This is a genomic window from Clostridia bacterium, assembly GCA_016887505.1.
Lineage (GTDB): Bacteria > Bacillota > TC1 > TC1 > UBA5767 > UBA5767.
The window spans coordinates 462,516-476,534 of the sequence record CP069393.1; the positions used below are offsets into that span (position 1 = coordinate 462,516).

Genomic DNA, 14,019 nt, shown 5'->3' on the forward strand with positions numbered 1-14,019 from the left:
CTTTTTGAATGAATAGAAGGTGATGTATTGGGTGATAAATTGAGAGTGAGCTGTACAGTTTGTTCCTTTGAAAGAGAACTCAGGGTAGGCAAAGGCTTATTGTATACCAAACCAGGTTCTTATTTGATTGAGTCAGAAATCGCTAGCAAGCAAATGCAGAATAATTTGTTTCAAAGAATGGAAGGGCCCTGTGTTGAGGTAAGAGCAAATCGCGAAATTTATCGGTGCGAAAAATGTAATCGAGTGATGGATTGTTTGAGTATCAGCATCGTGAATGGCAAGAAAAGTTATAAGACAAAGTACCGCTGTCCGAGGTGTAATAAAACGATGACAGTAGTAGAGATGAGAACAGGAGAGTACCCCTGTCCTAACTGTGAAGAAGGCAAACTATTCGTCGAAAAAGTAGGCACTTGGGATTAAGTGAGAAGGAGAACAATATGAAATTCACGAAAGTACAAAAGATACCGGAGCCACAGGAAATTATTGAAAGCATGCCGGTTACGGAGAGCATTAAGAAGATAAAGGAACAAAGAGATAAGGAAATAGAAGCAATCTTCACAGGTAAAGATGACCGGTTCATCTTGATTATTGGCCCATGTTCGGCTGATAATCAGGATGCTGTTGTAGATTACATAACTAGATTGGCGACGATACAGGAAAAAGTAAAAGATAAGATTTTGATGATACCAAGAATTTATACCAATAAACCGCGTACTACCGGCCAAGGGTATAAGGGAATGTTGCACCAACCTAATCCTGAAAAAGGAACCGACATGGCCCAAGGCATTGTAGCAATCCGAAAGCTACACTTAAGAGCCATCACTGAAACGGGGCTGACTAGTGCTGATGAGATGCTCTATCCAGAGAATCATGTATATTTAGATGACTTACTAAGCTATGTAGCAGTAGGTGCAAGAAGCGTGGAGGACCAACAGCATAGATTGGTTGCTAGTGGTATCAATATTCCTATTGGAATGAAAAATCCTACCAGCGGTGATATTTCAATCATGTTAAACTCCATCCAGGCAGCTCAAGCAGAGTATAAATTTATCTACCGTGGTTGGGAGGTACATACTGAAGGCAATCCATTAGCCCATGCTATTTTGCGAGGAGCGGTTGATAAGTTTGGCAACAGTATTGCAAACTACCATTACGAAGATATTAGTACTCTGATCCACGCCTATGAAAGTAGGAATTTAAAGAATTTGTCCATTATTATTGATACGAATCATTCGAACTCCAATAAAGATTTTAGCCAACAGCCTAGAATTGCTCACGAAGTGATTCGAAACTGCCATTATGATTCCTTGTTTAAGAAAGCCATCAAAGGATTGATGGTAGAAAGTTATATAGAAGATGGTAGGCAAGAAATCGGGGCGAATACCTATGGCCGGTCTATTACTGACCCCTGCTTGGGTTGGGCAAAAACTGAAAAAATGATTTTTGATATAGCGGAAGCACTCTGATAAAAGGTTTTAAAACGAAAAGAGCACGATTATTGTACGGAATATAATCGTGCATAATCTAGTAGCAGGCAGACTCATAGAGTCTGCCTGCTTTGTTAATTAATGAGTCATATTTCGTTATAGTCACCAATCATCTCGCTACGAAGTAGATTCTAGAGTGAACTATTGGGAATATGTTTTTTGTAAATTTTAAGAATGATTTTTGTACCAATATTTTTGGATGATTCCACATAATAAGTAAAGGCATCTTCAAAATGCAGTCTCAATCTTTCGATGGTGTTGGCTAAACCGTAATGGGTGTCTGTGCTTAAATGCTCTTCATCGGATAATGGGGATTTCTTTATGTTTTTAAAGAAACGGTTTAATTGTTCCTCATCCATTCCTGCGCCGTTATCTTCTACGATAATGGTATAGTAATTTTCTGATTCACGTCCCAGTATTTGAACAACGCCTTCGCGATCTAAAGGTTCTAATCCATGTATTATTGAGTTTTCCACAAATATTTGAAGCGAGAAGAAGGGAAGCATGAGGCTTTTCAATGTATCTTCTACATCAATCACAAATTTAACACGATCACCAAAGCGGAAGTTTTGTAGATACAAGTATTTTTCTATATAGTTTAGCTCTTGTTCTAAGGTTACTAGATTGGTTTTATTATGTAGGCTGTAGCGCAACATTTTGGTAAAGGTTTCTAGGATATTTTGTGCACTGTCATATTCTTCAAGTTCTAGTAATCGAATTATACTAGATAGAATATTGAACATAAAATGCGGATCTACTTGATTCTGCATGGCACTTAGCTTGGCAAAGCGCAAGCTGTGCTCCAATATGGTTCGTTTCTTTTCTTGCTGGAAGAGAATATCCTGCTTTTTGAGGAGCTCTTCTTCCAAGGTTTCTTTGATATTTTTATCCACGATATAATTTGCTAGCATGAAAAGGCTATTGGCTGCGGCGATGATTCTTTCTTTAGAAATAATCATTGTTTCTTCGCGTGCCTTTTTAAAATACTCAGTGTTAAACCAAGGCATATTGTAGTCTTGTTCACCTATACTGGGAAAGGTATCATCCTCCAAGTTGTCACAACGTACTTGACCAGCCATTACTGTTCCAACAAATTTATCATCAATTATGATAGGAATGATAATGTCGATTAAACCTGCATGGCATTGAAATATGTATGGTTTTTTTTGTTTTAAAGCGCGTAATCCGGCCACTCGATTAGAGGCATAACAGCATTTTAGACCACCATCATGGCTATGGATAGATTTGCAAAAAGTGCAGAAGTTTGATCCTTCACCAAGATGTATCCCTTGGGGATCAGTAAAAACAACACCCATTCCAGTTGCTAGTGCAAAAGATTCTTCAATTTCCTTAAGCGTTTCCTTATCGATGTTGTGTATCTCTGTTACTAACTTCATAAGAGGCATACTATCTCTCCTTGCATTTAGCTCTATATGCAGAAGGTGTCAAATCTAGGAATGATTTGAAAGTACGGTTGAAATGGCTAGTGTCATGATAGCCAACTTCCGTGGCGATTTCGCTAACCTTAAGGTTTGAATTTTCCAAAAGGTGTACAGCATGGTTGATCCTCAATTTATTCAGAAACTGGGGAAAAGACATATTTGTTTCTTTGCTAATACATCTTGAAAGATGTGATTCACTAAAGTGAAACTGGTGACTTAATGATTTAAGGGTTATATCCTCTTGAAAATTATTCTGAATGAAATTAACAATGTTTTTTGTCTGATAGATTGTTGAAGAGTCATGTAGGAGAAGCTTTTCTGATATTGTTTGTTCGCTTTCAAGCAAAAGATTTTTGATAGCTTGAATGCTATTTGCATTTTCTAAACGATGTATTGTTTGATTTCTAAATTGGTTGATACTTTCCGTATCAAAACCAATAAGCACCATGGTCCGGCTGATTTCATTTACGAAATCTTTAAGGCAATATTTGATTACGGATGTACCTTTTGGAGTCATAAGAATAGTTCGCATGAAATCTTGATAGCTTCGCTTGAAAAGTTTTACATCATAGTGTTGCATGGCACCAATGAGTGTTTTTTCCTCCATTAGAGGGTAGTCTGAAAGATTGTATTGATTGTTACTTATTCCACCTGTCTGTTGTTGTTGCCTGGTTTTAAGGTATAACTTTTCAATAATCTGAGTAAGCAGATAATCTTTAGCAGGTTTAATAATATATTCATCTGCACCCAAGCGTAGCGCTTTTTGCGCTAGTTCAAACTCTGCATAGGCTGTGTTGATAATAATCTGAATATTCTTATCGATAGCTTTGATTTCCTCTGTAGCTTGTAAGCCCCCCATAACAGGCATCTTAATATCCAATATGGCTATATCAATTGGATTATTTTGGACATACTCAACAGCGGATTTACCGTTATTTGCTGCATGTACGATTTGAAAATGACTATTTTGAGATAAGATTTTGTTAAGGTACTTCATCTCCAACATTTCGTCTTCAGCAATGAGAATTCGGATCATAGAGTTCCCCCCTTCAGGTGAATCAATTGCCTAATATTAATGATAACAAAAAAGATGAAAAATTGAAAATGAATTAAAATATATATGGAATAAAATTCAAGTTTTAATTGAAAATTGTGAGTAAAAAAAACCAATATGCCTACATAAAGGAAACATTCTTTTTTGTCCTAAAATGTCATTTCGTATGCTAAAGAATTAGAAACAGCCAGACTGGAGTAGCCGTTAATGATATTGATTCTCATCACGCAAAAACATGAATTTGCAATTTGCATGACAAGAATTGCCAATAGTTTCAAGGAAAACGATAAAATCATTGAACTTTTTATTGCAAAAGATACTTTTTATCATTATTTGTAAGGTTATCTTCATAGGGGATGTATGAATGATAAAGAAGAGTATTATATAGGACAAATAAAATTGATTGATGGTTTATTGCTGGAGGAAACGATGGAGATACACAAAAAGAAATTAGACAAGCGAATTGCAATTGTGACCGGGGCCACTAAAGGTAATGGGCTGGCTGGAGTCATGGGATTAGCCAAGCATGGAGCAAAGGTTTATATGGTGGACAGTGATATAAGTGTACATGAAAGGGCTCATGAGTTAAGAAAACAAGGCTATTGCGTTAATGGGATATTGCTTGATGTGTGTGATCAATACGCAGTTAAGGTTGTACTGAATGAGATGGTACATGAAGAAGGAAGAATTGACATCTTATTGAATAGCGTTCGATTCATAACATTAAAATCATTTATGGAACTGAGTAATACCGAGCGAGATGCACTTTTCGACGAAACGATTAAAGGCGTATGGAATTGTTCTCGTGCTGTTTATCCGTATATGTTAGAGAAGGATTATGGAAAAATTATTAATATGTCTTTTGCGCCAGAGCTGAAAGAAGTAGACAATATCGAGCCATCCTATGCTATTGCTAAAGCTGCTATTTGGGGTTTTACCCAAGCTCTGGCCTACGAGGCAGCTAGATATGGTATTAACGTGAATGCAATTTGCCCGGGCCACATTCTAACCCCATCGCTTCAGCAGTGTGTACTAAAATCTAATCCAATAAATCCAAACAAAGAAATAGAAAAACTTGCTACTTCAATACCGCTAGGACGTTTGGGCTCTATGGAAGAAATCGGAGAACTAGTCGCTTTTTTAGCTAGTGACGAAGCATCCTATTTGGTTGGGACTCAGATATTTATTGATGGTGGGAGCACTTTAGCGGAGAACTTCAACATGGCAATGTGCTAACAGATATTGTCAAATGCTGAACAAAAAATAACAACTTTTAGAAAACGGTTTGCGATATAGCAAGAATTGCCACAATATGCTAGGAAGTGTCCATAGGAGTACGATTTATTATGGTGAATCTAATATTTAGTTAAGAAATATTCGGAACGATTTTTTGATGTTTGTGCCGAATCGATAGGGGGGATGGGCTTCTAGGCACAATGCAACCAAAACTAATAAATTGGAGGGAAACTTAATGAGCGGTAAAGGTAATATTGTATATCCTTATATTCCTAATTCAGTACCTGAAGTTAGACAGGCAATGTTGGACGAGTTGGGTTTTGAGAGTGAAGAAGATATTTATAAAGAGATACCAGATCGTCTGAGATTTCACGGTGAAATGAAGATGCCTGCCCCTATTTTATCTGAGGCAAGATTACAAAGACACGTTGAAAAAATATTCGCAAAAAATGAGAACGTAAAAGATAATATTTGTTTCTTAGGTGGTGGTATTTGGAATCACTATGTACCAGCTGTATGTGACACCATTGGTGGACGTGATGAGATTCTTACCTCCTATGTTGGTGAAGCCTTCTCTGACCATGGCAAATTCCAAATCTTGTTTGAAAGTGAAAGTATGCTGGGAGACTTAACCGGTTTTGAAGCATGTAATACTCCGACCTATGATTGGGCGAATGCAATAGCCATCGTTTCAAGAATGGCTTCTAGAACTACAGGCAGAAAAGAAATATTAGTATCTGAGAATATTAGTCCTGATAGAAAAATAATTAACGAAAACTATTGCAAACCTGATATTTCAATCGTAGAAGTAAAATATGATTTTGAGAATCGGTGTTTAGATCTTGATGATCTAAGAAGCAAGGTTTCTGATAAAACAGCCATGGTTTATTTCGAAAATCCATCCTATCTTGGATTCATTGAAACCCAAGGTGCGGAAATTGTTGAGATTGCACATGCTAAAGGTGCAACAGTGGCAGTAGGTGTAGATCCTACTTCATTGGGCGTATTGGAAGCACCTGGAGATTTCGGTGCAGACTACGCTGTTGGTGAATTACAACCACTAGGTATCCACATGTCTTGTGGTGGTGGACTAGGTGGATTCATTGCAACAAAAGATGAAGAAAAATTCGTAGCTGAGTACCCGTCATTATTGTTTGGTGTATTACCTACAGTAAAAGAAGGCGAGTATGGATTCGGCCAGGTTGCATTTGAGAGAACTTCCTATGGATCTCGTGAAAAAGGCAAAGACTTTATTGGTACCTGTGCTGCTTTACATGGAATGATTGCCGCTGTTTATTTGGCACTCATGGGTCCTGCTGGCATGAAAGACCTTGGCTCAACGATCCTACAGCGTATGGCTTATGCCAAGGCTGAAATTGCTAAGGTTCCAGGCGTAAAAGTATATGATGGATACAACTTCAAAGAATTCGTTGTTAACTTTGATGATTGTGGAAAATCTGTTGCTGAAATTAACAGACTACTTCTTAAAAAGAAAATTTTTGGTGGCATCGATTTGACAAAATCATTCCCCGAACTAGGAAGTTCAGCATTGTATTGTGTAACTGAAATGCTTACCAAAGAAGATATTGATGATTTGGTAGTAGCACTGAACGAAATATGTTAGTAGGGTTTAAAAAATTAAAATGGAGGTTGAAGTATAGATGAGTAAACCATATGTAAGAACGAATTTCCACGAAGCTCGCTGGGATGAACCGATGATATATGAGCTTTCTACTCCAGGTACGAGAGGCATATTAGTTCCTGAAGTTGAGGATGAAATCGTTGAAGCTGTTGGCGATGTTGCTGCAGCGTTACCTGACAGTGTAAAAAGAAGTGCACCTCTTCTTTTACCGGAAGTAGACCAAAAACATGTTTTGGCTCACTACATCCATCTGACTCAGGAAGCAATGGGTTCCAACTTAAGTAATGACTTAAGTGAAGGAACCTGCACAATGAAATACAATCCACGTTTAAGCGAAGCAATGGCTCTTAATCCTAACTTTGCAGAGGTACACCCAGAACAGCCTGATAGCACCATTCAAGGTACTTTGGAATTGTTCTATAAATTTGAACAAATCATGAAGGAAGTTTCAGGGATGGATCGTTTTAGTTTCCAACCTGGTGGTGGTAACCATGCTGTATACTGTGGTGCATCCGTAATGCGTGCCTACCATGCTTCTAGAAAAGATGACAAGAGAGACACCATTATCACTACAATCTTTTCACATCCATGTGATGCTGCAGCTCCAAATACAGCTGGTTATAAAGTTGTTACCTTGTATCCGGATGAAAAAGGTATTCCTGATTATGAAGCTTTGAAGAAAGCTGTTGATGAAATTGGTGATCACTTAGCTGGTATCTTTATGACAAACCCTGAAGATATTGGTATTTACAATCCTAATATCGACAAGTTTGTTGAAAAAGTTCACTCCGTAGGTGGTTTAGTCTACTACGACCAAGCCAATGCCAATGCCTTCCTTGGCGTGGTTAGAGCAAGAGAAGCAGGCGTAGATATGTGCCACTTCAATGTACATAAAACGTTTGGTACTCCACACGGTGGTGAGGGTCCAGCAAACGGAGCTCTTGGCGTTCGCGAATTTTTGACTAAATTCTTACCACTACCGACTATTGAATTTGACGGAGACAAATATTACAGAGATTACGATAGACCAGAAAGTTTCGGTAAACTTAGAGAGTATATTGGTACTGCTGGCGTAATCATGAGAGCATATAGTTGGGCTATGATGCATGGCGCAGAAGGTTTACGCATGTGTGCAAATATTTCTGTATTGAACAATAACTACCTTGAGAAGAAACTCCTTTCCATCAAGGGTCTTGGAGAAGCATTCCTCGGAAACGGCATTACCAGACAAGAACAATGCCGTTACAGTTGGGAAGAGCTTAAAAAAGATACTGGTATTGGTACAGATGATATTAACAAACGAATCAATGACTACGGAATTCCTTGGTATTGGGCTTCTCACCACCCATGGGTTATTCCAGAGCCTATGACATTGGAACCATGCGAAACGTATAGCAAGTGTGATTTGGAAGAATACTTTATGACCTTGAAAGTGGTTGCAGATGAAGCCTATGAAAATCCAGAAGTAGTACTTTCTGCTCCGCATAAGAGCGCATCTCACGACCTTGCTAATCCAGAAGACCTGGATGATCCAGCAAAATGGGCAATTACGTGGAGAGCATTCTTGAAAAAACACGGCGATAAATATCTAAAAGTAAAATAGCATACATTTTAAACCGAGGAGCAGCCATTTATTGGCTGCCCTTCGGGTTAATCTAGAAAAGGGTGTGACATTTTGGCTAAAAAAATAGGAATTATTGTTAATCCAGTAGCTGGAATAGGTGGAAGAGTTGGTCTTAAGGGATCTGACGGTGAAGCCATTTTAGCCAAAGCTCTGGAGCTGGGCGCAAAACCTGAATGCCCGAATAAAGCGGTTGTGGCAATCAGCCAGTTCAAGGATTTCACAACCGAACCATTGGAAATATATACCTATCCCAAAGAAATGGGGGAAGATGAGGTTCGAGCTGCAGGCTTAGAACCGATTGTTATTGGTGAAATTGATTCTGGACACACTACTCCGGAGGATACTATCCGAGCAGCAAAAGAAATCTTCGATATAGGCGTAGACCTTATTCTGTTTGCTGGTGGCGATGGTACCGCTAGAAATATACTAGATGCTGTTGGAGAAAAAACTGCAGTACTCGGTATTCCCGCGGGATGTAAAATTCACTCTGCTGTATACGCAATAAATCCCAAAACGGCTGGAAAGCTTGTAATGGAGTTTCTAGAAGGCAAGGTTCAAGATGTTAAAGAAGCTGAAGTAATGGACATCGATGAAGATGCTTTTCGTGAAGGAATATTACGAGCTAGGCTTTATGGTTATATGAGAGTCCCCAATGAAAAAAGGATGGTTCAAAACCTGAAAAGTGGACGCGGATATGGTGAGGAAGCAGCACTAGATTTGGTTGCACGCTACATTGCTTTCAATCTGGAAAAAGATGTTTTATATATCATGGGAACAGGTTCGACTGTTAGAGGCGTCATGAACAAACTAGAGCTTCCTAACACCTTGCTAGGTGTAGACCTTGTATACAATAATGAGGTTTTGGCTAATGACGTTAATGAAACTGAAATACTATCTTATTTGGAAAAGTATGATTCAGCACGAATCATAATAACCGTGATTGGCGGACAAGGCTACCTATTTGGTAGAGGAAATCAGCAACTGAGTCCGAAAGTAATCAGGAAAGTCGGATTGGATAACATAAGAATAATTGCCACAAAGAACAAAATGTTTTCACTATTCGCTCAACCACTTTTAGTTGACACAGGCGACGAGAAACTAAATGAAGAACTGAGTGGATATGCAAGAGTGACTGTTGGTTATGGTGAGTCTGTAATGTTTAAAGTGCATTCTTAGTATGACCAGAGAAGGAGGTTCAACGTATGTCAGATAATCTCGGAACGAATCCAGGCGCTGGAACACGTATGGAAGGTGCCGGTAAACTGAAGAAAAGTCTGAGACTGCTCTATGTGTATGCATTGGCAACGGGAGCAATTCTAACGTTTATCGGATATTGGGATGGCATTTTCTTGACGGGTGCTGGTCCTGCAACATTTTTATCATTTTTCCTAATGACCTTAATGGTATTACCTGTAGCGTTTGTTTATTGTGAATTAACAGCTATGTTTCCGAATACAGGTGCCGAACTCGTTTTTAATACGATCGGTTTAAACAAATACTGGGGTTTCCTATCTGCTTGGGCAATTATGGCAGCCTGGATTGCAGTGCCCCCTGCAGCTGTAATGGGCATTCTAGAGTGGATAAACTATGCATTTCGCTTGGAAATGAACTTTAGCACAATTGTCACAATCGCAACCATAGTACTTATACTTTATACGGCATTGAGCTTGAGTGACATTAATTTATCTGGACAAATCCAAACGTTCATGTTGTTCTCAGCATTGTTTGGTGTTACATTAACAGGAATCATTTTCCTATTTTCCGGACATTGGAGTTTTGCCAACTTTACACCGTTCTTCCAATCAGCACATGCTGGTGGCGGAAGTGCAGGAACTGGTGGTATTGCCGGCTGGATTATTGGAACTGCCCTGATCGTAACTCCATTTTTCGGCTTTGAAACTGTACCTCAACTGGTTGAAGAAGGGGACTTCCCAATTAAAGATACCAGTAAAGCAATCTTGGGTTCTGTATTAACTTGCGGTGCTTTATATGTATTCTTCTTCTTTGCATTGGCAGGTATGGGAGATTGGGCTACTTTAACTGAAGCTGGAACCAACGCTCCATTCGTAGCCATAAAAGTTATTGAGAGTACCTTAGGCTGGTATGGATATTCCATATTCTTTGGAGTTACAGCTGTATTGTTCACGATAGGTACCTGTATCCTTGGATTCTGGATTTCCACAGTACGTTTGATGTACGCTATGGGAAGACAAGGTTTCTTGCCAAAAGTTTTCTCCAAAGTTAACAAACATCAACAACCTATCGTTCCAAACTTAGTAGTACTAGGACTTTCACTAGGTGCAATCTTCATTATGAATGCTGGTACTTATTTGGAAGACTTTTTCACAGTAATGGCCTTGTCCGTTGCAATTGCTTATACGATTACAATGTTCTCCTCAACAAGAATTGCAATCAATCATCCTGAATGGGACCGGCCTTACATTTTAAAAGGTGGTCAAGGATTCAGATGGTTTGCCTTTTTTATTGCTATCGGCATTGCAATCCTATGTGCTATTGGTCTTCCAATCGGTGCATGGATTAGCTGGGGCTGGTACATGGGCATTGGCGTATTGCTAATTGCTTTTATGGCCGCTTTCCGTTGGAAAAAAGAACCAGTATGGATGGTAACACCTGACGGCGAAAAAGAATTTTAAGATAACAACTCCGTTGCCTGTATGTAGATCTGCTCTTCGGAGCAGGTCTACTTTTTTCGATGAAAGCTAGGTTGGTATGAAAGAGAAGAGCCACAGATTCTTGATTGTTACCGTCATGTTTTTAGGACTTATGATGCAAAATATTCTTTGGTTTGCGCCGGCACCGTTCTTATCTTTAATAGTTGAGGAGTTGGGCATGAATATGGCCCAGGCTGGTCTAAGCATGTCAATAATTGGTCTAATTACAGCCATCTCGGGCCTTTTTTTAGGAGGATTCTTCATAAACGTTGGTATCAAGAAAACTTTCAGCATGGCCTTAATTCTGATGTCCATAGGTTCTTTTATGAATCTGATTGTGAATGGCTTTTGGGCCCTCTTACTGGCTAGAATATTGATAGGGATAGGTTTTGGGTTTTGCCTGCCAGTTGCGGGTACGGTGATTATGACTTATTTTACCCAGGAAGAAAGACCTTACTTAAACACGGTAAATTCACTTCTCCCGTACTTAGCAACGGCCATGACTTTTATTTTGACTATTCCGGTATTCAAATTGCTCGGGTCCTGGCGGATGACTCTAGCGCTACCAGGTGTATTTTCTTTAGGAGCACTATTATTGTGGCTTAAGTATTATTTTGATCAAACCGAAGCAATGCAAGTAGAGGAACGACTAAATCGCAATATTTTGAGGGAACTTATCAAGAACCGAGAAGTAGTTCTGCTTACCATTGCCGATATCTGTGATATGTGGAGTTTTCAGTTTGTTACAACCTATATGGCGACATTTTTCTACACAGAAGCATTGCTTTCTCTAGAAAAATCATCATATCTGATGTCCATATTTCCAATTGCAGGAATCATTGCCGGGCTCTCCTGTGGCATTGCAATGAGCAAAATCGGGCTCAGAAAACCCTTCACTTGGCCATTGCATCTGACCATATTTATTGGCACTACTATGGCCTTGTATTTAACAGGATTTGGCCGGATGTTCGGAATATTCTTGTCAGGATTTGGTAATGCTGGTTGGGCTCCTGCTCTATTTACCATGCCCATGGAATTTGACGATATGACTCCTGAAAAGGTAGGGGCAGTGTATGCACTAATGCTTTCTGGTGGATTTCTAGCAGCTTTTGTTTCCCCTTTTTTAGGAGGATATCTAACAAAATTTATGTCGCTGAGAACAGTATTATTTCTGTTTTCAATGCCTTCGTTACTGGCTGCCTTCGTTACTTGGAATATGAAGGAAACTGGAAGAAAACGGTCAGTAGCCGAGATGCGTTATCGATGAATTGAGGTGTTTAGATGATGGATAACGATTTTGAAAGAAGTATTGTAGCTGATACCACTAAGTTGGTGCAAGAATTAATCGAGGTAAGCGCTCTATCGGCGGGGGATCTCTTGGTGATTGGATGTAGCACAAGTGAGATTGACGGCTCAAGAATTGGAAAAAAATCTGTCCCTGAGTACGGGAAAATCATCATCGAAGCGGTCATGCCATTAATCAAGAAACATGGAATACATTTGGCGACCCAGTGTTGTGAACATTTGAATAGAGCCTTGGTGGTCGAAGCAGAGTATGCAGCCTCTAGGGAATTAGAGCGAGTTACTGTAGTTCCACACCCAAAGGCAGGTGGATCATTAAGCAGTGCCTATTATCGGTATCTCAAGAACCCTGCTATGGTGGAAACGATTGCGGCTGATGCTGGAATAGACATTGGAGATACCTTGATTGGAATGCATCTAAAAAGAGTAGCGATTCCGTTGCGTTTGTCGGTTAAAAGTATCGGTGCGGCACATGTGACTGCAGCTAAAACGAGACCAAAACTGATTGGCGGAGAACGGGCAAAATATGATATATGATGAGCGTGCTGGACTGTGAATCCATGGGAGGAGAATGAAATGGAAAGACTGAAGGGTAAAGTTGCAATCATATCAGGTGGAGCATTGGGTATTGGTGAGGCAGACAGTCTGCTGTTTGCAAGAGAAGGTGCAAAGGTAATTATTGGTGATATAAACGTAGAAGCCGGAGAAGCACTAGCTGCAAAAATCACAGACGAGGGTTATATCGCCAGCTTCTGTCATTTAGATGTTTCCAAGGAAGAGTCTTGGTTAAAACTATTCTCTTTTTGCAAAGAAAAGTATGGAAAGATAAATGTACTCGTGAACAACGCTGGTGTTTCCTTGGGGAAAGATATTGAAGAAACAACCTTGGAAGATTGGAACTGGCTTATGGGAATTAATTCAACAGGTGTCTTTTTAGGAACCAAATATGCCATTGAAAATATGAAAGACAATGGAGAAAATTGTTCTATTGTTAACCGTTCTTCAATTGATGGACAAGTGGGAGAAGCTGGCTTAGCAGCGTACTGTGCTTCTAAAGGTTCAGTTACGATTCTAACTAAATCTGCTGCACTTGCTTGTGGCGAAAAAGGATACAAAATCCGGATTAATTCAGTACACCCAGGTTATGTACATACATCTTTAACTGAAAAAGAAGCAGCAGATTCTGGCCTAACCAAAGATGAGTATTTTGCAAAGGTTGGAAAAATGCATCCTATCGGTTATATTGGTAGACCAATAGACATAGCCTATGCTGACTTATTTCTTGCGTCAGATGAATCCATATTTAGTACAGGATCAGAAATTACGGTAGATGGTGGTTGGACTGCTCAGTAGGGTTATTAACTAAAATGAGGGCTCCTAGGAGCCCTCATTTCTTATTTATTTGGCAATACAAATAATGCAATAAAGAATAGAATAAAAATAAGGTTGCGGATCCGAGTACCAAATATGGGTGGCAGTGTAAGATACAAAATTACCAACAATGCCAAAATCAATATTTTAATAAATCGTTTAATGTCCGAACGGCTTAAATTCATGGAA

General features: G+C 39.3%; 12 protein-coding genes. 10 read left to right on the forward strand and 2 right to left on the reverse strand.

The window, feature by feature from the left end; translation table 11 throughout:
• Positions 1-27: 27 nt before the first annotated feature.
• Together JR334_02260 and JR334_02265 are read left to right on the forward strand one after the other, a co-directional pair.
• The gene (locus JR334_02260) at positions 28-420 is read left to right on the forward strand and encodes a hypothetical protein (protein ID QRN86078.1); all 393 of its coding nucleotides are present in this window, start codon (positions 28-30) and stop codon (positions 418-420) included.
• A 17-nt stretch (positions 421-437) separates the two neighbouring features.
• Positions 438-1,466, forward strand: coding sequence for a 3-deoxy-7-phosphoheptulonate synthase (locus JR334_02265; protein QRN86079.1), 1,029 nt, complete (start codon positions 438-440; stop codon positions 1,464-1,466).
• A 152-nt stretch (positions 1,467-1,618) separates the two neighbouring features.
• Here JR334_02265 and JR334_02270 read toward each other — a convergent pair whose 3' ends face one another.
• Positions 1,619-2,884: a PocR ligand-binding domain-containing protein gene (locus tag JR334_02270; protein ID QRN86080.1), complete on the reverse strand. Its 1,266-nt coding sequence runs from the start codon at positions 2,882-2,884 to the stop codon at positions 1,619-1,621.
• A gap of 10 nt (positions 2,885-2,894) precedes the next feature.
• Positions 2,895-3,965 (reverse strand): response regulator, encoded by a 1,071-nt coding sequence (locus JR334_02275; GenBank protein QRN86081.1) that lies wholly within the window; start codon positions 3,963-3,965, stop codon positions 2,895-2,897.
• 378 nt (positions 3,966-4,343) lie between these two features.
• Here JR334_02275 and JR334_02280 point away from each other — a divergent pair, with 378 nt between their 5' ends.
• The 8 genes from JR334_02280 (at position 4,344) to JR334_02315 (ending at position 13,812) form a co-directional block, all read left to right on the forward strand.
• The gene (locus JR334_02280) at positions 4,344-5,219 is read left to right on the forward strand and encodes an SDR family oxidoreductase (protein ID QRN86082.1); all 876 of its coding nucleotides are present in this window, start codon (positions 4,344-4,346) and stop codon (positions 5,217-5,219) included.
• A 235-nt stretch (positions 5,220-5,454) separates the two neighbouring features.
• Entirely contained in the window at positions 5,455-6,843 is a 1,389-nt protein-coding gene (gene gcvPA, locus JR334_02285) for an aminomethyl-transferring glycine dehydrogenase subunit GcvPA (protein QRN86083.1), read from the forward strand.
• A gap of 37 nt (positions 6,844-6,880) precedes the next feature.
• A complete protein-coding gene (gene gcvPB, locus JR334_02290) occupies positions 6,881-8,464 on the forward strand; it encodes an aminomethyl-transferring glycine dehydrogenase subunit GcvPB (GenBank protein QRN86084.1) in 1,584 nt (527 codons plus the stop codon).
• A 69-nt stretch (positions 8,465-8,533) separates the two neighbouring features.
• On the forward strand, positions 8,534-9,661 hold the full coding sequence (locus JR334_02295; protein QRN86837.1) for an ATP-NAD kinase family protein: 1,128 nt from the start codon (positions 8,534-8,536) through the stop codon (positions 9,659-9,661).
• Positions 9,662-9,687: 26 nt separating this feature from the next.
• Positions 9,688-11,139, forward strand: coding sequence for an APC family permease (locus JR334_02300; protein ID QRN86085.1), 1,452 nt, complete (start codon positions 9,688-9,690; stop codon positions 11,137-11,139).
• Between the two features lie 76 nt (positions 11,140-11,215).
• Positions 11,216-12,424 (forward strand): MFS transporter, encoded by a 1,209-nt coding sequence (locus tag JR334_02305; GenBank protein QRN86086.1) that lies wholly within the window; start codon positions 11,216-11,218, stop codon positions 12,422-12,424.
• A gap of 17 nt (positions 12,425-12,441) precedes the next feature.
• Positions 12,442-12,996, forward strand: a complete 555-nt coding sequence (locus tag JR334_02310; GenBank protein ID QRN86838.1) for a TIGR01440 family protein — start codon at positions 12,442-12,444, stop codon at positions 12,994-12,996.
• A gap of 39 nt (positions 12,997-13,035) precedes the next feature.
• Positions 13,036-13,812 carry an SDR family oxidoreductase gene (locus JR334_02315; protein QRN86087.1) on the forward strand — a complete coding sequence of 259 codons (777 nt, stop codon included), beginning with the start codon at positions 13,036-13,038 and terminating at the stop codon, positions 13,810-13,812.
• Positions 13,813-14,019: the final 207 nt, after the last annotated feature.

Excerpts from the sequence above, each read along its gene's own strand:
- JR334_02265 (QRN86079.1), top strand. The coding sequence starts at position 438 with ATGAAATTCACGAAAGTACAAAAGATACCGGAGCCACAGGAAATTATT.
- JR334_02270 (QRN86080.1), bottom strand. The coding sequence starts at position 2,884 with ATGAAGTTAGTAACAGAGATACACAACATCGATAAGGAAACGCTTAAG.
- JR334_02275 (QRN86081.1), bottom strand. The coding sequence starts at position 3,965 with ATGATCCGAATTCTCATTGCTGAAGACGAAATGTTGGAGATGAAGTAC.
- JR334_02280 (QRN86082.1), top strand. The coding sequence starts at position 4,344 with ATGAATGATAAAGAAGAGTATTATATAGGACAAATAAAATTGATTGAT.
- gcvPA (QRN86083.1), top strand. The coding sequence starts at position 5,455 with ATGAGCGGTAAAGGTAATATTGTATATCCTTATATTCCTAATTCAGTA.
- gcvPB (QRN86084.1), top strand. The coding sequence starts at position 6,881 with ATGAGTAAACCATATGTAAGAACGAATTTCCACGAAGCTCGCTGGGAT.
- JR334_02300 (QRN86085.1), top strand. The coding sequence starts at position 9,688 with ATGTCAGATAATCTCGGAACGAATCCAGGCGCTGGAACACGTATGGAA.
- JR334_02305 (QRN86086.1), top strand. The coding sequence starts at position 11,216 with ATGAAAGAGAAGAGCCACAGATTCTTGATTGTTACCGTCATGTTTTTA.
- JR334_02310 (QRN86838.1), top strand. The coding sequence starts at position 12,442 with ATGGATAACGATTTTGAAAGAAGTATTGTAGCTGATACCACTAAGTTG.
- JR334_02315 (QRN86087.1), top strand. The coding sequence starts at position 13,036 with ATGGAAAGACTGAAGGGTAAAGTTGCAATCATATCAGGTGGAGCATTG.